This is a genomic window from Lentilitoribacter sp. JB5-8 (assembly GCF_055693385.1).
In genome coordinates this window covers 2,626,120-2,641,833 of record NZ_CM146332.1, presented here as the reverse complement: position 1 = coordinate 2,641,833, position 15,714 = coordinate 2,626,120, and the positions used below count along the sequence as shown (strand labels likewise).

Annotated in this window: 26 protein-coding genes; 24 read left to right on the top strand and 2 right to left on the bottom strand. The window is 45.7% G+C overall.

Annotated features, from left to right (window positions below):
- Positions 1-2: 2 nt before the first annotated feature.
- The 21 genes from rplV to rplQ all read left to right on the top strand — a co-directional run bounded on the left by rplV (position 3) and on the right by rplQ (position 11,296).
- Entirely contained in the window at positions 3-386 is a 384-nt protein-coding gene (rplV, locus tag ACZ1GZ_RS12995) for a 50S ribosomal protein L22 (RefSeq protein WP_472665303.1), read from the top strand.
- On the top strand, positions 386-1,099 hold the full coding sequence (rpsC, locus tag ACZ1GZ_RS12990; protein WP_472665302.1) for a 30S ribosomal protein S3: 714 nt from the start codon (positions 386-388) through the stop codon (positions 1,097-1,099). Before rplV ends, rpsC begins: the two co-directional genes overlap by 1 nt.
- A 27-nt stretch (positions 1,100-1,126) precedes the next feature.
- On the top strand, positions 1,127-1,540 hold the full coding sequence (rplP, locus tag ACZ1GZ_RS12985; RefSeq protein WP_472665301.1) for a 50S ribosomal protein L16: 414 nt from the start codon (positions 1,127-1,129) through the stop codon (positions 1,538-1,540).
- A 9-nt stretch (positions 1,541-1,549) separates the two neighbouring features.
- Entirely contained in the window at positions 1,550-1,750 is a 201-nt protein-coding gene (rpmC, locus tag ACZ1GZ_RS12980) for a 50S ribosomal protein L29 (RefSeq protein WP_472665300.1), read from the top strand.
- 11 nt (positions 1,751-1,761) lie between these two features.
- On the top strand, positions 1,762-1,992 hold the full coding sequence (gene rpsQ, locus ACZ1GZ_RS12975; RefSeq protein ID WP_472665299.1) for a 30S ribosomal protein S17: 231 nt from the start codon (positions 1,762-1,764) through the stop codon (positions 1,990-1,992).
- Positions 1,993-2,198: 206 nt separating this feature from the next.
- Positions 2,199-2,567 (top strand): 50S ribosomal protein L14, encoded by a 369-nt coding sequence (gene rplN, locus ACZ1GZ_RS12970; RefSeq protein WP_472665298.1) that lies wholly within the window; start codon positions 2,199-2,201, stop codon positions 2,565-2,567.
- A gap of 12 nt (positions 2,568-2,579) precedes the next feature.
- Entirely contained in the window at positions 2,580-2,891 is a 312-nt protein-coding gene (rplX, locus tag ACZ1GZ_RS12965) for a 50S ribosomal protein L24 (protein ID WP_472665297.1), read from the top strand.
- On the top strand, positions 2,884-3,447 hold the full coding sequence (gene rplE, locus ACZ1GZ_RS12960; RefSeq protein ID WP_472665295.1) for a 50S ribosomal protein L5: 564 nt from the start codon (positions 2,884-2,886) through the stop codon (positions 3,445-3,447). The genes rplX and rplE overlap by 8 nt, the downstream gene beginning before the upstream one ends.
- A gap of 27 nt (positions 3,448-3,474) precedes the next feature.
- On the top strand, positions 3,475-3,780 hold the full coding sequence (rpsN, locus tag ACZ1GZ_RS12955; protein WP_472665294.1) for a 30S ribosomal protein S14: 306 nt from the start codon (positions 3,475-3,477) through the stop codon (positions 3,778-3,780).
- A gap of 11 nt (positions 3,781-3,791) precedes the next feature.
- A complete protein-coding gene (gene rpsH, locus ACZ1GZ_RS12950; RefSeq protein ID WP_472665292.1) occupies positions 3,792-4,190 on the top strand; it encodes a 30S ribosomal protein S8 in 399 nt (132 codons plus the stop codon).
- A gap of 37 nt (positions 4,191-4,227) precedes the next feature.
- A complete protein-coding gene (gene rplF, locus ACZ1GZ_RS12945) occupies positions 4,228-4,761 on the top strand; it encodes a 50S ribosomal protein L6 (RefSeq protein ID WP_472665291.1) in 534 nt (177 codons plus the stop codon).
- A 12-nt stretch (positions 4,762-4,773) separates the two neighbouring features.
- Positions 4,774-5,136, top strand: a complete 363-nt coding sequence (gene rplR / locus ACZ1GZ_RS12940) for a 50S ribosomal protein L18 (protein WP_472665290.1) — start codon at positions 4,774-4,776, stop codon at positions 5,134-5,136.
- A 45-nt stretch (positions 5,137-5,181) separates the two neighbouring features.
- Positions 5,182-5,742 carry a 30S ribosomal protein S5 gene (gene rpsE / locus ACZ1GZ_RS12935; protein ID WP_472665289.1) on the top strand — a complete coding sequence of 187 codons (561 nt, stop codon included), beginning with the start codon at positions 5,182-5,184 and terminating at the stop codon, positions 5,740-5,742.
- Between the two features lie 31 nt (positions 5,743-5,773).
- Entirely contained in the window at positions 5,774-5,974 is a 201-nt protein-coding gene (gene rpmD, locus ACZ1GZ_RS12930) for a 50S ribosomal protein L30 (RefSeq protein WP_472665288.1), read from the top strand.
- Between the two features lie 14 nt (positions 5,975-5,988).
- Entirely contained in the window at positions 5,989-6,468 is a 480-nt protein-coding gene (gene rplO, locus ACZ1GZ_RS12925) for a 50S ribosomal protein L15 (RefSeq protein WP_472665287.1), read from the top strand.
- Between the two features lie 186 nt (positions 6,469-6,654).
- The gene (gene secY / locus ACZ1GZ_RS12920) at positions 6,655-7,995 is read left to right on the top strand and encodes a preprotein translocase subunit SecY (RefSeq protein WP_472665286.1); all 1,341 of its coding nucleotides are present in this window, start codon (positions 6,655-6,657) and stop codon (positions 7,993-7,995) included.
- On the top strand, positions 7,992-8,636 hold the full coding sequence (locus ACZ1GZ_RS12915) for an adenylate kinase (protein WP_472665285.1): 645 nt from the start codon (positions 7,992-7,994) through the stop codon (positions 8,634-8,636). The genes secY and ACZ1GZ_RS12915 overlap by 4 nt, the downstream gene beginning before the upstream one ends.
- A gap of 222 nt (positions 8,637-8,858) precedes the next feature.
- Complete coding sequence (rpsM, locus tag ACZ1GZ_RS12910; RefSeq protein WP_472665284.1) at positions 8,859-9,227, top strand: 30S ribosomal protein S13; 369 nt, start codon at positions 8,859-8,861, stop codon at positions 9,225-9,227.
- 104 nt (positions 9,228-9,331) lie between these two features.
- Positions 9,332-9,721 carry a 30S ribosomal protein S11 gene (gene rpsK, locus ACZ1GZ_RS12905; protein ID WP_472665283.1) on the top strand — a complete coding sequence of 130 codons (390 nt, stop codon included), beginning with the start codon at positions 9,332-9,334 and terminating at the stop codon, positions 9,719-9,721.
- Between the two features lie 92 nt (positions 9,722-9,813).
- Positions 9,814-10,824, top strand: coding sequence for a DNA-directed RNA polymerase subunit alpha (locus ACZ1GZ_RS12900; protein ID WP_472665282.1), 1,011 nt, complete (start codon positions 9,814-9,816; stop codon positions 10,822-10,824).
- Positions 10,825-10,864: 40 nt separating this feature from the next.
- Positions 10,865-11,296 carry a 50S ribosomal protein L17 gene (gene rplQ / locus ACZ1GZ_RS12895; protein WP_472665281.1) on the top strand — a complete coding sequence of 144 codons (432 nt, stop codon included), beginning with the start codon at positions 10,865-10,867 and terminating at the stop codon, positions 11,294-11,296.
- 78 nt (positions 11,297-11,374) lie between these two features.
- On the opposite strand, the gene ACZ1GZ_RS12890 is transcribed toward rplQ, so the two are convergent.
- Positions 11,375-11,929, bottom strand: coding sequence for a pyridoxamine 5'-phosphate oxidase family protein (locus ACZ1GZ_RS12890; RefSeq protein ID WP_472665280.1), 555 nt, complete (start codon positions 11,927-11,929; stop codon positions 11,375-11,377).
- Between the two features lie 54 nt (positions 11,930-11,983).
- On the bottom strand, positions 11,984-12,352 hold the full coding sequence (locus tag ACZ1GZ_RS12885; protein WP_472665279.1) for a DUF4189 domain-containing protein: 369 nt from the start codon (positions 12,350-12,352) through the stop codon (positions 11,984-11,986).
- Positions 12,353-12,531: 179 nt separating this feature from the next.
- Between ACZ1GZ_RS12885 and ACZ1GZ_RS12880 the strand changes: the two genes are divergently transcribed.
- The 3 genes from ACZ1GZ_RS12880 (at position 12,532) to crcB (ending at position 15,713) form a co-directional block, all read left to right on the top strand.
- Positions 12,532-13,923: a DegQ family serine endoprotease gene (locus tag ACZ1GZ_RS12880; RefSeq protein ID WP_472668302.1), complete on the top strand. Its 1,392-nt coding sequence runs from the start codon at positions 12,532-12,534 to the stop codon at positions 13,921-13,923.
- A gap of 17 nt (positions 13,924-13,940) precedes the next feature.
- Positions 13,941-15,257: a replication-associated recombination protein A gene (locus ACZ1GZ_RS12875; RefSeq protein ID WP_472665278.1), complete on the top strand. Its 1,317-nt coding sequence runs from the start codon at positions 13,941-13,943 to the stop codon at positions 15,255-15,257.
- Positions 15,258-15,335: 78 nt separating this feature from the next.
- Positions 15,336-15,713, top strand: coding sequence for a fluoride efflux transporter CrcB (gene crcB, locus ACZ1GZ_RS12870; protein WP_472668301.1), 378 nt, complete (start codon positions 15,336-15,338; stop codon positions 15,711-15,713).
- Position 15,714: the final 1 nt, after the last annotated feature.

Genomic DNA, 15,714 nt, shown 5'->3' with positions numbered 1-15,714 from the left:
AGATGGGCAAGGCAAAGACAGAACGTCGGCTCGCAGATAATGAAGCGCAGGCAGTTGCCCGCACGCTTCGTATCAGCCCGCAAAAACTAAATCTCGTTGCGGAAATGATCCGTGGCAAGAAGGTTGAAACAGCTTTGGCAGAACTTGAGTTCTCTCGTAAGCGTATTTCAGACCAAGTGCGTAAAACACTTCAGTCTGCAATCGCGAATGCTGAAAACAACCACGATCTAGATGTTGATAGCCTCATTGTTGCAGAAGCATATGTTGGCAAATCAATCGTCATGAAACGCTTCCGCGTTCGTGGCCGTGGTCGTTCATCACGTATCTTGAAGCCATTTTCTCACTTGACGATTGTCGTGAGGGAAGTCGAAGAGGAGGCCGCATAATGGGTCAGAAGATTAATCCAATCGGTTTCCGTCTAGGCATCAACCGTACTTGGGATAGCCGCTGGTATGCCGATCAAGGCGAATATGGCGATTTGCTTCATGAAGACATGAAGATCCGCGAATACTTGATCAAAGAACTTAAGCAAGCTGGTGTTTCTAAGGTCGTTATCGAGCGTCCTCACAAGAAGTGCCGTGTGTCTATCCACACAGCTCGCCCAGGTTTGATTATCGGTAAAAAAGGCGCTGATATCGAGAAATTGCGTAAGAAATTGTCAGATATGACGAATTCTGAAACACACTTGAATATCATTGAAGTTCGTAAGCCTGAGATTGATGCGACTTTGGTTGCACAGTCAATTGCACAACAGCTTGAGCGTCGTGTTGCTTTTCGTCGTGCTATGAAACGCGCTGTTCAATCAGCAATGCGTTTGGGTGCTTTGGGTATTAAAATCACAAGTGCTGGTCGTTTGGGCGGTGCTGAGATTGCGCGTACAGAATGGTATCGTGAAGGCCGTGTGCCATTGCATACTCTTCGTGCTGACATCGATTACGGTGTTGCAGAAGCTTTGACTGCCTATGGTATTTGCGGCATCAAAGTTTGGATCTTCAAAGGCGAAATCCTTGAGCATGATCCAATGGCTTCTGAGCGTAAGGCAACCGAGAATGACAATTCTGGTGGCAACAATAATAACCGTCGTCGCGAAAACGCGTAAGATACGCGATAGGTTCGGAGAAATAAAATGTTACAGCCAAAGCGAACTAAATTTCGCAAACAGTTTAAGGGCAAGATCAAAGGCGTCGCTAAAGGCGGTTCAGACTTGAACTTTGGGTCATACGGCCTAAAGGCTCAAGAGCCTAATCGTGTTAACGCACGTGAGATTGAAGCAGCCCGTCGTGCCATCACCCGTCACATGAAGCGTGCCGGCCGTGTATGGATCCGCATTTTCCCAGACGTACCAGTAACAACAAAACCTACTGAAGTTCGTATGGGTAAAGGTAAAGGTTCTGTTGATTATTGGGCATGTAAGGTCAAACCTGGCCGTGTCATGTTCGAAATTGACGGTGTAAACGAAGAAATCGCACGTGAAGCATTGCGTTTGGGAGCTGCTAAGCTTTCTGTTAAAACGCGCTTTATTCAACGTGTTGCTGAGTAGGAAACTATCATGAAAGCTAATGATATCCACGCAATGAGCGCTGACCAGCTTAGTGACGAACTAGAAAAGCTAAAGAAAGAGCAGTTTAACCTGCGCTTTCAAGCTGCCACTGGCCAGTTGGAAAAAACATCACGTGTTAAAGAAGTGCGTCGCGACATTGCACGCATTAAGACAATTGCTCGCCAGAAGGCGGCTGAAGCTAAGGCTTAAAGGAACGCATAATGCCTAAACGCATTCTACAGGGCACTGTTGTCAGTGACAAAAATGATAAAACTGTGGTTGTTCGCATCGAACGTCGATTCGCGCACCCAGTGTTGAGAAAAATCGTTCGCCGTACTAAAAAATATAAGGCGCATGATGAAGCTAACCAATTCAAAACTGGTGATACTGTTTCTATTGAGGAATGTGCACCAATTTCGAAAGATAAGCGTTGGACTGTTGTAACTAGCTAATTTAGCTGTTATGCAGCCACTGTTTTCGACCTGATCAGAGCAGACATTTTGTGTTTGCTCTGTTTATTTTCGAAAAAATGCTTTTTTAGGTCAGTTTTTAGTTGAAAAAATTCTGACTTGTTCTAATACAACTCGAACGTTGGATAAGACTGCAGGCAATAGGGCTTTGTAGTAACTGTCCAGCATAATAAAGAAGGCGGTCTGACATGATTCAGATGCAAACAAATCTCGACGTCGCAGATAACTCTGGTGCTCGTCGTGTCATGTGCATCAAGGTGCTCGGCGGTTCCAAACGAAAATATGCTTCTGTGGGCGACATCATCGTATGTTCGGTCAAAGAAGCTATTCCTCGTGGCCGCGTAAAAAAAGGTGACGTAGTAAAAGCTGTTGTTGTTCGTACAGCAAAAGATCTTCGTCGTCCTGACGGAAGCGTAATCCGTTTCGATTCCAGTGCAGCAGTTTTGGTCAACAATGCGGGTGAACCTATGGGTACACGTATTTTTGGCCCAGTACCACGTGAGCTTCGTGCTAAAAAGCACATGAAGATCATCTCACTGGCTCCTGAAGTATTGTAAGGAAACGGTTCAATGCAAAAAATTCGTAAAGGCGACAAAGTCGTCGTATTGACTGGTAAGGACAAGGGTCGCTCAGGCGAAGTCACTAAAGTTCTTCCAAAAGAGGGCCGCGCTGTAGTTGCTGGTATCAACGTTGTAAAACGTCACCAGAAGCAAACACAAACTACAGAAGCTGGTATTGTTTCAAAAGAAGCGCCTATCCAACTTTCTAATCTAGCTGTTGCTGATCCTAAAGATGGTAAACCTACTCGTGTTGGCATCAAAATTGATGGCGACAAGAAGGTTCGCGTGGCCAAGCGTTCAGGAGAAGTGATCGATGGCTAATGAAAACTACGAGCCAAGGCTCAAAACAGAATATGTAACGCGCATTCGTTCTGCCATTCGTGAGCAGTTCAATTACGCAAATGAGATGCAGATCCCAAAAGTTGACAAAATTGTCATCAATATGGGTGTTGGTGAAGCAACAGCTGATTCAAAGAAGCCTGCTATTGCAGCTGCTGATTTGGCTGCGATTGCTGGTCAAAAACCAGTTATCACCAAAGCTCGCAAATCTATTGCTGGTTTCAAGGTTCGTGAAGAAATGCCTTTGGGCGCTAAAGTCACGCTCCGTGGTGCTCGTATGTATGAATTCATGGACCGTTTGGTCACTGTTGCGCTTCCACGCGTACGTGACTTTCGTGGCTTGAATCCAAAAAGCTTCGATGGTCGTGGCAACTTCGCCATGGGCATTAAAGAACACATTGTGTTCCCAGAGATCAATTACGATAAAGTTGATCAAATGTGGGGCATGGACGTCATCGTTTGTACGACGGCTAACACTGATGATGAAGCACGCGCTCTTTTGAAAGAGTTCAACTTCCCATTCCGTGAACAGTCGTAACGGCATACGTAGAGAAGGATATTCAACATGGCTAAAGTAAGCGCAGTTGAGAAGAACAAACGTCGCCGCGGCCTAGTCAGCAAAGATGCTGCTAAACGCGCTGCTCTTAAAGCGACAATTAGAGATGAAAGCGTTTCTATGGAAGAGCGCTTTAAAGCAACTCTAAAATTGGCTGAGATGCCTCGTGATGGTTCGAAAACTCGTATTCGTAACCGTTGTGAAGTTTCTGGTCGTCCACGCGGATATTACCGCAAACTTAAAATGTCTCGTATTGCACTGCGTGAGCTTGGCTCATTCGGTAAAGTACCTGGCCTTGTTAAGTCTAGCTGGTAGGGGATTTAAACATGTCTTTATCTGATCCTTTGGGCGATATGCTCACACGTATTCGTAATGGCGCGGCACGTGGTAAATCATCAGTTTCATCACCAGCATCTAAATTACGCGCACGCGTTTTGGATGTTTTGGAATCTGAAGGTTATATCCGCGGTTATTCGCAGTCAGAATTCGAAAATGGAAAATCTGAAATTAGCATTGAGCTAAAATATTCGGACACTGGTTCTGTTATTCGCGAAATTGGTCGCGTTTCAAAGCCTGGTCGTCGCGTTTATGTGTCAGTTAAGTCCATTCCGCAGGTCGCTAACGGTCTTGGTATTACGATTTTGTCTACACCAAAAGGTGTTATGGCTGATCATCAGGCTCGCGAACTAAATGTAGGTGGTGAGGTTCTTTGCTCTGTCTTCTAAGGCAGAGTTGAGACTTTTACAGAGAATAGGTTGAACAATGTCTCGTATAGGTAAAAAACCAATTGCGGTTCCGGCCGGTGTCACTGCCACAGTTGATGGTCAAAAAGTGACTGCGAAGGGACCTAAGGGCGAACTTAACTTTGTTGTTAATGACGAAGTTTTGGTCAAACTTGAAGAAAACGAAATTACAGTAACACCTGTCGATAAATCAAAAGATGCACGTTCAAAGTGGGGCATGTCCCGCACAATGATCGCAAACATCTTGGAAGGTGTCGAAAAAGGTTACGAGCGCAAGCTTGAAATCAATGGTGTTGGTTATCGTGCGGCAATGCAGGGTAAAGGCGTTCAGCTTTCACTCGGCTTCTCACACGAAGTTGTTTACACTCCGCCAGAAGGCGTGACTGTAGCATGTCCAAAACCAACTGAAATCGTTGTGTCTGGTATCGATAAGCAAGCTGTTGGTCAGGTTGCTGCTAAGATCCGTGAATATCGTAAACCTGAGCCTTATAAAGGTAAGGGTGTTAAATATGCTGAAGAGCGCATTGTGCGCAAAGAAGGCAAGAAGAAGTAAGGAAGACGCGAAATGGCTAGCATTAAAAAAGAAATTATGCGCCGTAGCGCTCGCGTACGTCGTAAAGTCAAAGCGGTTGCCAATGGGCGTCCGCGTTTGTCAGTACATCGCTCTTCAAAGAACATCTATGTTCAAATCATCGATGATACAGCCGGCAACACTCTTGCTGCTGCATCAACACTAGATGGTGATTTGCGTAAGTCTTTGAAGACAGGTGCTGATACTGCTGCAGCTGCTGCAGTTGGTAAACTGATCGCCGAACGTGCTGGTAAAGCAGGCATCACAGATGTTGTTTTTGATCGTGGTTCATTTTTGTATCATGGTCGCGTGAAAGCACTAGCAGAGGCAGCTCGCGAGGGTGGCCTTAAATTTTAATCTCAATCTGCCGATTGAAACCGGAAAAAAACAAGGACAAGGACAATGGCAAGAGAAGATCGTCGCGGTAAAGGCGGCAAAAAAGAAGAAGAGCAAAGCGAATTCGTCGATAAGCTCGTTCATATCAACCGTGTTGCAAAAGTGGTCAAAGGTGGCCGTCGTTTTGGTTTTGCAGCATTGGTTGTTGTTGGTGACGAAAAAGGCCGTGTAGGCTTTGGTCACGGTAAAGCTCGCGAAGTGCCTGAAGCAATTCGTAAAGCTACAGATGCAGCAAAACGCGAAATGATTTTCGTTCCTTTGCGCTCTGGCCGTACTTTGCACCATGATGTGCATGGTCGTCACGGTGCTGGTAAAGTGCTTTTGCGTGCAGCAAAGCCTGGTACTGGTATCATCGCGGGTGGTCCAATGCGTGCTGTGTTTGAAACACTAGGTATGCAGGACGTTGTTGCAAAATCAACAGGTTCATCGAACCCATACAACATGGTTCGTGCAACATTTGATGCGCTTAAACGCCAAATGCACCCAAAAGACATCGCTGCGCAACGTGGTATCAAGTATTCCACATTGCAAGCTCGCCGTGCCGCTGCTGGCATTGATGATCAATAGGCCTTAGCGCCGTACGTGAGGAGCCAAAAACATGGCTGATAACAAAAAAGGCAAGACTGTTACTATTGAACAGATCGGTAGCCCACTTCGTCGTCCAAACGTTCAGCGCCAGACTTTAATCGGTTTGGGCTTGAACAAGATGCATCGTCGTTCAACACTCGAAGACACACCAGCTGTGCGCGGTATGATCCGTGCAGTTAGCCACATGGTTCGTGTCGTCGAAGAGAACTAGGCGGGAGAGAATTCATGAAACTGAATGAAATTAGTAATAACCCTGGTTCTAACAAAAACCGTAAGCGCGTTGGTCGCGGTATCGGTTCTGGTACTGGTAAAACTGGTGGTCGCGGTGTGAAAGGTCAGAAGTCTCGTTCTGGTGTTTCAATCAACGGTTTTGAGGGCGGTCAAATGCCAATCTACCGTCGTTTGCCAAAGCGCGGTTTTAACACACCATTCCCAACGGACTTTAACGTTGTTTCACTTGGTCGTCTTCAGCAAGCTGTTGATGCTAAGAAGTTAGATCCAAAAGCAACAGTTGACGCAGCAGCATTGAAAGCTGCAGGCGTGATTTCAAAAATCAAAGACGGTGTTCGCGTTTTGGCTGATGGTGACATCAAAGCTAAATTGACACTTGAAGTTGCTGGTGCATCTAAGTCTGCTGTTGAAAAACTTGAAAAAGCTGGTGGCAAAATCACCATCCTTTCAGGCGAAAAAGTAGCTGCTGAATAAAAGTTTACCGCGCGGGGGATTTAAATCCACGCGCGGTTTCCCTATATTGAGACATATATTTCATTAAGAGGCTGTTTGAGCTTGATTTAATTAGTTAATTCCTGCATCTCAGTACTCAAGTGGTCAAAGTCGACGCAATTTGCGGTGACACGTTTGACTAAAGTTAGATTATTGGCGGAGAATGGCATGGCATCTGCAGCCGAACAGCTCGCATCGAATTTGAATTTTTCTGCTTTTTCGAAAGCAGACGATCTAAAAAAGCGCATCTGGTTCACACTAGGGGCGCTTTTGGTTTATCGATTAGGCACATATATTCCAATTCCTGGAATTAACCCTGAAGCATTTGCTCAAGCATTTGAGCGTCAGAGCCAAGGTGTCCTTGGTTTGTTTAATATGTTTGTAGGTGGTGCTGCCGAGCGTATGGCGCTGTTTGCGCTTGGTATTATGCCATATATTTCTGCATCCATTATTATGCAGCTCATGACGTCCGTTGTGCCGTCATTGGAGCAGCTTAAAAAAGATGGTGAGCAGGGCCGTAAGGTCATCAATCAATATACGCGTTATGGTACGGTGCTACTGGCAACGCTGCAGGCCTATGGTATTGCTGTGGGTCTAGAAGCCGGAGCAGGGGTTGTCACAGACCCAGGCACGTTCTTTAAGGTTTCAACGGTTATCACGCTTGTAGGTGGCACCATGTTCCTCATGTGGCTAGGTGAACAGGTTACTGCCCGCGGAATTGGTAATGGTATTTCTCTTATCATCTTTGCAGGTATTGTTGCCGCGCTTCCATCAGCTATTGCTGGTACATTAGAACTCGGCCGCACAGGTTCACTCTCCACACTGCTTATTATTGGTGTCATTGTTCTTGCGATTGCATTGATTGCTTTGATTGTGTTTGTTGAGCGTGCTCAGCGTAAATTGCTAATTCAGTATCCTAAGCGTCAAGTTGGCACGAAAATGTTCCAGGGCGATAGCTCTCACTTGCCACTTAAACTGAATACAGCTGGTGTTATCCCTGCGATCTTTGGTTCGTCATTGCTGTTGTTGCCAGCGACACTGGCAGGCTTTTCAGATACGTCGAACCTACCTGATTGGGCGACTGCATTGTTGGCGTCACTTGGTCATGGTCAGCCGGCTTATATGATCTTTTATGCAGTATTGATCGCATTCTTTGCGTTCTTCTACACAGCGATTGTGTTTAACCCGAAAGATACAGCGGATAACCTAAAACGCCACGGCGGTTATATTCCAGGTATTCGTCCGGGTGAACGCACTGCAGAATATATTGACCATGTTTTGACACGTATCACTGTTGTGGGTGCTATCTACCTAGTGTTTGTGTGTTTGCTTCCAGAATTCCTAATCGCGCGTACCGGTGTACCATTTTACCTAGGGGGAACTTCACTTCTGATTGTTGTGAGTGTTACTTTGGATACTGTTGCGCAAGTTCAGGGGCATTTATTTGCTCAGCAATATGAAGGCTTGATTAAAAAGTCGAAGCTTCGGGGAGGGAAGAAGCGTAGATGAGATTAATTCTGTTAGGACCACCAGGCGCTGGTAAAGGAACACAAGCACAACGTCTTGTAGACAAATATAGCATTCCGCAATTGTCGACAGGTGACATGCTTCGCGCTGCTGTTGCAGCTGGTACTGAAACTGGCAAACGTGCAAAAGATATTATGGATGCCGGGGGGCTTGTATCCGATGATATCGTCAATGCAATCATTTCAGATCGTATTGAACAAGATGATTGTGTGAACGGATTTATTCTTGATGGTTATCCCCGCACGCTTCAACAAGCTGATGCAACGGAAGCACTGCTTTCAGGCAAAGGCATGAAACTAGATGCTGTTGTTGAACTAGCCGTTGATGACAGTGTATTGGTTGAGCGGATTTCTGGTCGTTATACTTGCGCAAATTGCGGTGCAGGATATCACGATACTAATTTGAAGCCTGAGAAAGAAGGCGTTTGCGATAAGTGCGAAGGCACTGAGTTTAAGCGTCGTCCTGATGACCGTGCTGAAACTGTCGTTGACCGTCTTCAAACATATTATAAAGAGACCGCACCGTTGATCGGTTATTACTATGCCAAAGGGCTACTTCGCTCAGTTGATGGTATGGCTGATATTGATGATGTGACAAAAGAGATCGACGCTTTATTTGCTTAATCGCAAATATCGCGTCTTTTACAGCGGAAGAGCTTGACGAAGTACCGACTCATCCGCTAATACCCGCGCAACTCGCGAACTAAATGCGATCGGTGCGTTTCTCCAAAATACGGGGATACGATGCTGGTCGTTTTTGCTCGTCGTAGATTGTAAAGTGTTGCTACTTGTTGTGAGTAGCTTAATTTGAATGCCGAAATTATTCGGAAAACTAGGAGATAAGACGTGGCCCGTATTGCTGGCGTCAACATTCCGACAAATAAGCGTGTGGTTATTGCCCTCACTTATATCCACGGAATTGGACCAAAATTTGCTAAAGAAATCGTCGAAAAAGTAGGTATTCCTGCTGAGCGACGTGTTAATCAGCTTTCAGATGCAGAAGTTCTGCAAATTCGTGAAGCTATTGATTCAGATTACCAAGTAGAAGGTGATCTTCGTCGTGAAGTTTCAATGAACATCAAGCGTCTTATGGACCTTGGTTGTTACCGTGGCCTACGTCATCGTCGTGGTCTGCCTGTTCGCGGTCAGCGTACAAGCACGAACGCACGTACACGTAAAGGTCCGGCAAAAGCTATCGCAGGTAAGAAGAAGTAATACCAATCTTGAAAACTCTAGACCTACAATACGGGTAGGGTAATCTAGGTTGGGTGTAGCCGCTGGCATTACGGCGGTGTTGATATCGAAGAAGGATATACAAAATGGCAAAAGATGCCGCACGCGTTCGTCGTCGCGAACGTAAAAATATTGCAACTGGTGTTGCACACGTTAATTCAACATTTAACAATACAATGATCACAATCACTGATGCACAGGGCAATGCTATTGCTTGGTCTTCAGCGGGTGCAAACGGTTTTAAAGGCTCACGTAAGTCTACACCATTTGCTGCTCAGATTGCTGCAGAAGATTGTGCAAAGAAAGCACAAGAGCACGGTATGAAGTCTCTTGAAGTAGAAGTTTGCGGTCCAGGTTCTGGTCGTGAATCTGCTTTGCGTGCTTTGCAAGCTGCTGGTTTTACCATCACATCAATCCGTGATGTTACACCGATCCCGCACAATGGTTGTCGTCCACGTAAACAACGTCGCGGTTAATCATTCATTGTCTGTTCGCTCTATGATTAGCGCGAATGTCTTCTCACATAGCTGTCACGATTGGATAGTGCGGCAATAGGAAGGTTTAAAATATGATCCAGAAAAATTGGCAAGAGCTTATTAAGCCAAACAAGGTTGAATTTGCTGTTTCAGGAGATTTAAAAGCGACATTGGTTGCGGAACCACTAGAACGTGGTTTTGGTTTGACACTTGGTAATGCTTTGCGTCGTGTATTGTTGTCATCACTTCGTGGTGCTGCGGTTACAGCTCTGCAAATTGATGGTGTTTTGCACGAATTTTCGTCAATCCCTGGCGTTCGTGAAGATGTCACAGACATCGTTTTGAACACGAAAGAAATTGCTATCCGTATGGAAGGCGATGAGCCAAAGCGTATGGTTGTTCGCAAGCAGGGTCCTGCTGTTGTAACGGCTGGCGATATTCAAACTGTTGGTGATATCGAAATTCTAAACCCTGATCACCCGATTTGTACATTGGATGAAGGCGCAGAAATTCGTATGGAATTCACTGTTAAGAACGGTAAAGGTTATGTGCCTGCTTCTGCAAACCGTGCAGAAGATGCGCCAATTGGTCTTATCCCAGTTGATAGTCTTTATTCACCGGTTAAAAAGGTTTCTTATAAAGTTGAGAACACTCGTGAGGGTCAAGTTCTTGATTATGATAAGTTGCTAATGACAATCGAAACTGATGGTTCAGTTACTGCAGAAGACGCTTTGGCGTTTGCTGCTCGTATCTTGCAAGATCAACTTTCTGTCTTCGTGAACTTCGAAGAGCCACAGAAAGCTGAAGAAGAAGATACTGTTGCTGAATTGGCGTTCAACCCAGCACTTCTTAAGAAAGTGGATGAGTTGGAACTTTCAGTTCGTTCTGCCAACTGTCTTAAAAATGATAACATCGTTTATATCGGCGATCTTATCCAGAAAACTGAAGCTGAAATGCTTCGTACACCAAACTTTGGTCGTAAATCATTGAACGAGATTAAAGAAGTTCTCGCTTCAATGGGCTTGCACCTAGGTATGGAAGTCCAAGCATGGCCACCAGAGAATATCGAAGATCTGGCCAAGCGTTACGAAGAACAGTATTAAACTGCAGATTATAATATCTGCGCATTAAGGAGATAAGCTCATGCGCCACGGAAAATCAGGCCGCAAGCTCAATAGAACATCAAGCCATCGTAAGGCTATGTTTGCTAATATGGCGGCATCGCTCATTACACACGAGCAAATTACAACAACTGTACCTAAAGCCAAGGAAATCCGCCCAATCGTGGAAAAACTTGTAACTTTGGGTAAGCGCGGCGATCTTCATGCTCGTCGTCAAGCTTTGTCACAAATTCAGGACAAAGAAGCAGTTAAAAAGCTATTTGACGCAATTGCTGCACGTTATGCAACGCGCAATGGCGGATACCTACGCATCATGCGTGCTGGCTTCCGTCACGGTGACAATGCACCAATGGCAATTATCGAGTTCGTAGATCGCGATATCTCAGCTAAAGGCGCTGCTGATAAAGCACGTGTTGCTGCTGAAGAAGCTGAAGGCGAAACAGAAGCAGCATAAGCTGGTTCTAATCGACGTATTTAAGAAGCCGGGCGTTATGCTCGGCTTTTTGCTTTTGTACGCTGTTTTGCGAGATAATCATTCGTCTTGGGCAAAGATGCCTGTCGGGCGTTGATCAATAGAAAGCGTGTTTTTACGCTGCCAATAATCTTTGACACCTTCAGGTCCCATATCTTCATAAAAGGGGAGCATTTCGCTATCTGCGCGGGTTTGTTTAAATTCCATGATCGGAACCCCGGTTCCGCAGGATGATTGCACCAGATCAATTTTCATATCAAAGATTTGCCTGCTGCCGGCCATTTGAGGAAACAGATTGAGATATTCATTCCATTTCTCATCACGGGGATGATAGACGTCTGCTGACCCGTATAATCGAAGTATTCTTGCATCACCCTCAAAAGCGCAGAACATGAGCGTCATACGATTGGCTTCACGCAAATGCGCTGCAGTTTCATTGCCACTTCCAGATAGGTTGAGCCATATGATGCGGTTATCATCCACGATATGAAGAGAGTCGCATCCTTTGGGCGACAGGTTTACTCTGCCATCGGGTGCAGCAGTTGCGACAAAAAATAGATGCTGCGCACTTATGAAGTTTTTTATCGTCGAATTGAGTTTTTTTGCTGTTGCCATATGCATCTCCTTTTGTGAGAACAAAAATAGAACAAAACTCTATTCAGATCAACACTACTTTGAGCAGGCCCAGGCGCGTGGTGTGCAATTTCGACCATTGTCCATGCAATAGGCCATGGCTTCGCTTTTGGCGAGTTCCATATTACCATGCCAAGCCCAACCCCATGCTCCATTTGGAGCAGATGCGATTGCACCACACGTGTTGTAGAATGTCTTGATTGTGGAGCATCGGCCTCGGCAATTGTTTGCAACGGCGTTGATAGCACCGCGTTCTGATGAATAGCTATGCGCCCATGCTTGACCATTTGATCCAATGGCGACAGCTCCCCAACAGCGCTCATAACCACAAGAGCCTGCAACGGCGTTTGATATAGTCAAAAGACCTACTGTAATTGCCAGCGAGGCAACTTTTGCAAATGACATAATTTTTCCCCATATTTTAGTTATCTGCGAAAATATTAAACTGGTTCTGGGGTAAATAGCTAGTAATTCTCATTTGAATCAGCGCAATATATTGTTGAAATTAATCGGAACAGAGACCATCTATGACCAAATTTGAAAGTTTTCACATAACTTTTTACCAAAAAATCGTTGGTGCAATTATGATGCTCGCAACAATTTTTGTCTTTGGAAATGTCCAAATTGCGAATGCTGAGCAAATAAGGCGGGTTCCTTCATCCCAGCAAGAATTGAAGATGTCGTTTGCGCCATTGGTTAAACAGACGTCGGAAGCGGTCGTTAATGTTTATGCTGAGCGTATGGTCAGACAACGCTCACCTTTTGATGGTGATCCGTTTTTTGAACGTTTCTTTGGTCGCCAGATGCCTAATAGAACTGAACGCCAATCGTCCTTGGGGTCAGGTGTAGTTATCGATCAGTCAGGGATCGTGATTACCAATCATCACGTCATTGAAGGTGCTGACGATATCAAAGTCGCTTTTTCGAATGGACGTGAATATTCAAGTCGGATCCTGCTTAAGGATGAGAGCGTTGATATTGCAATTTTGCAGATTCAGGATGATCGTCGCAACAGTCCCGGATTTAAAGCTCTAAATTTTGGTGATTCTGATGCGCTTGAAGTTGGCGACATCGTGCTCGCGATCGGCAATCCATTTGGTGTTGGTCAGACAGTAACAAGCGGAATTGTATCAGCACTTGCGCGCAATCAAGTCGGTGTTTCAGACTTTGGATTTTTCATTCAAACGGATGCAGCGATTAACCCCGGGAATTCGGGCGGCGCATTGATCGATATGAATGGCAACTTAATTGGCATTAATACCGCTATATTTAGTCGCTCAGGTGGGTCTAACGGTATTGGCTTTGCAATACCTGCAAATATGGTTCGTGCTGTTACAACGGCAGCTATAGGCGGAAATGATACTTTTGTTCGTCCGTTTATCGGCGCGACGTTTGAACCCGTCACATCTGATATTGCAGAAGCTCTGGGTTTAAATCGTGCCATTGGTGCTTTGGTCAGTGCCCTTGTTCCAGGCGGTCCTGCTGAAAAAGCTGGTTTGCGATCCGGCGATGTTGTTTTTGCGTTTAATGGACAGCCTGTTCAACACCCTGATGCACTCGGTTATCGATTGGCAACAGCTGGCATTGGCTCAACAGTTGAATTAGGTGTTCATTCTCGCGGGCGGAACAGAGGCGTTCAAATCAAACTTGCCGAACCGCCGCGCCAAGTTGCGCCACAAACTCGCGTAATATCTGGTCGGGTTCCATTTGCGGGTGCAGAAGTTGCTGAGCTAAATCCGTATTTAGCGGATCAACTGCGACTTCCAGCCAATCGAAAAGGTATTGTGGTGCTAGGTGTTGAGCGAGGTAGCCGTGCCCAGCGCTATGGCTTTAGACCCGGTGATATTATCGCGTCATTGTCCAATCGACCAACCAATAGTATGGCTGAATTTGAAAGTGCTTTAGAACGTTCACCCAGTCTTTGGCGCGTCGAAGTGATCCGAAACGGCCGACGCATTCGTCAGGTGCTTCGTTAAGAGTAGTAAAAGAAATCATGAACGATTTATTTCACGATCCCAATGAAGATTTGCCTTTGGCGAAGGAGGCTTCTCGTCCGTTAGCTGATAGATTGCGCCCGGCAAATTTAAGCGAGGTGACAGGGCAGGAACATTTAACCGGCGATGATGGTGCGTTAACACGCATGATTGAAGCGGGTACATTGGGCTCAATGATATTTTGGGGACCACCTGGAACCGGCAAAACAACGGTGGCGAGATTACTTGCTGGGCAGGGTGATCATGCCTTTGAGCAGATATCAGCGATCTTTTCCGGTGTTGCAGACCTTAAAAAAGTGTTTGAAATGGCGCGTACCCGGAAGTTATCAGGTCGTCAGACACTGTTGTTTGTTGATGAGATCCACCGGTTTAACCGTGCACAGCAGGATAGCTTTCTGCCTGTGATGGAAGATGGGACGGTTATCCTTGTTGGTGCGACAACCGAAAATCCGTCTTTTGAATTGAATGCCGCGCTTTTATCGCGCGCACGGGTGCTCAGTTTTAAATCCCACAGACCCGACAGTATTACAGCGCTTTTAAAGCGTGCGGAAGAGGTTATGGAAAAACCATTGCCGCTGGATGAAGATGCGCGACTTGCGCTTGTTCGTATGGCTGATGGTGATGGGCGCGCAGCACTAACCTTATCAGAAGAAGTTTGGCGTTCTGCGCGTGATGGAGAGATGTTTGATACAGATGGTCTGTCTGAGATTGTGCAGCGTCGTGCGCCAATTTACGATAAAGGCCAGGACGGGCATTATAATCTCATATCTGCATTGCATAAGGCCGTGCGTGGGTCTGATCCCGATGCTGCGTTATATTATCTATGCCGAATGTTTGATGCAGGTGAAGACCCGTTATATTTGGGCCGACGTATGGTGCGCATGGCATCTGAAGATATCGGTATGGCGGATCCACAAGCGCTAGTGATTACCAATGCTGCAAAAGATGCTTATGACTATCTTGGATCACCTGAAGGTGAGCTAGCGCTTGCCCAAGCTTGCGTTTATCTTGCGACTGCACCTAAATCTAATGCGGTATATGTTGCCTATAAAGCTGCAAGACGAGACGCAAAAGAACATGGCTCGCTCATGCCGCCCAAGCATATTTTAAATGCACCAACAAAGCTGATGAAAGAAGAAGGATATTCGCAAGGGTATCAATATGATCATGATGCACCTGATGCCTTCGCCGCGCAGGAGTTTTTCCCAGATAAGATGGGCCGGCAAATCTATTATGATCCACCTGATCGCGGGTTTGAGCGCGAAATTAATAAGCGAATTGAGTTTTGGAACAAGAGACGGCGCGGAGATAGCTAGGCTTTTAGTTCGCGATTGGGTGAACATCATAAATCTTGCTTGGTTTTTGATCTGCAATCGTCTATCAGAACGTTTATGATGAAACATCTCCTCCTTGTTGCAAGTGGTGGCGCTATTGGCGCGTTGCTGAGATATCTAACAGGTATCGCAGCTTTAAGGTGGTTTGGTGCAAGTTTTCCATGGGGCACATTGATGGTCAATGTCATTGGGTCATTTTTTATGGGTGTTTTAGCGGAGTTTATCGTCCGTAAACTTGGTGCTAGCAGTGAATTAAGATTGTTGTTGATGACTGGTCTGTTGGGCGGATACACAACATTTTCTGCGTTCTCATTGGATGCTGTTTTGCTGATTGAGCGCGGCGCATATTCTGCTGCAACGGGCTATGTGCTGGCAAATGTGATCGGATCAATCCTCGCATTGGTTCTGGGTTTACTGCTGGCGAGAAGTATATTTTAAG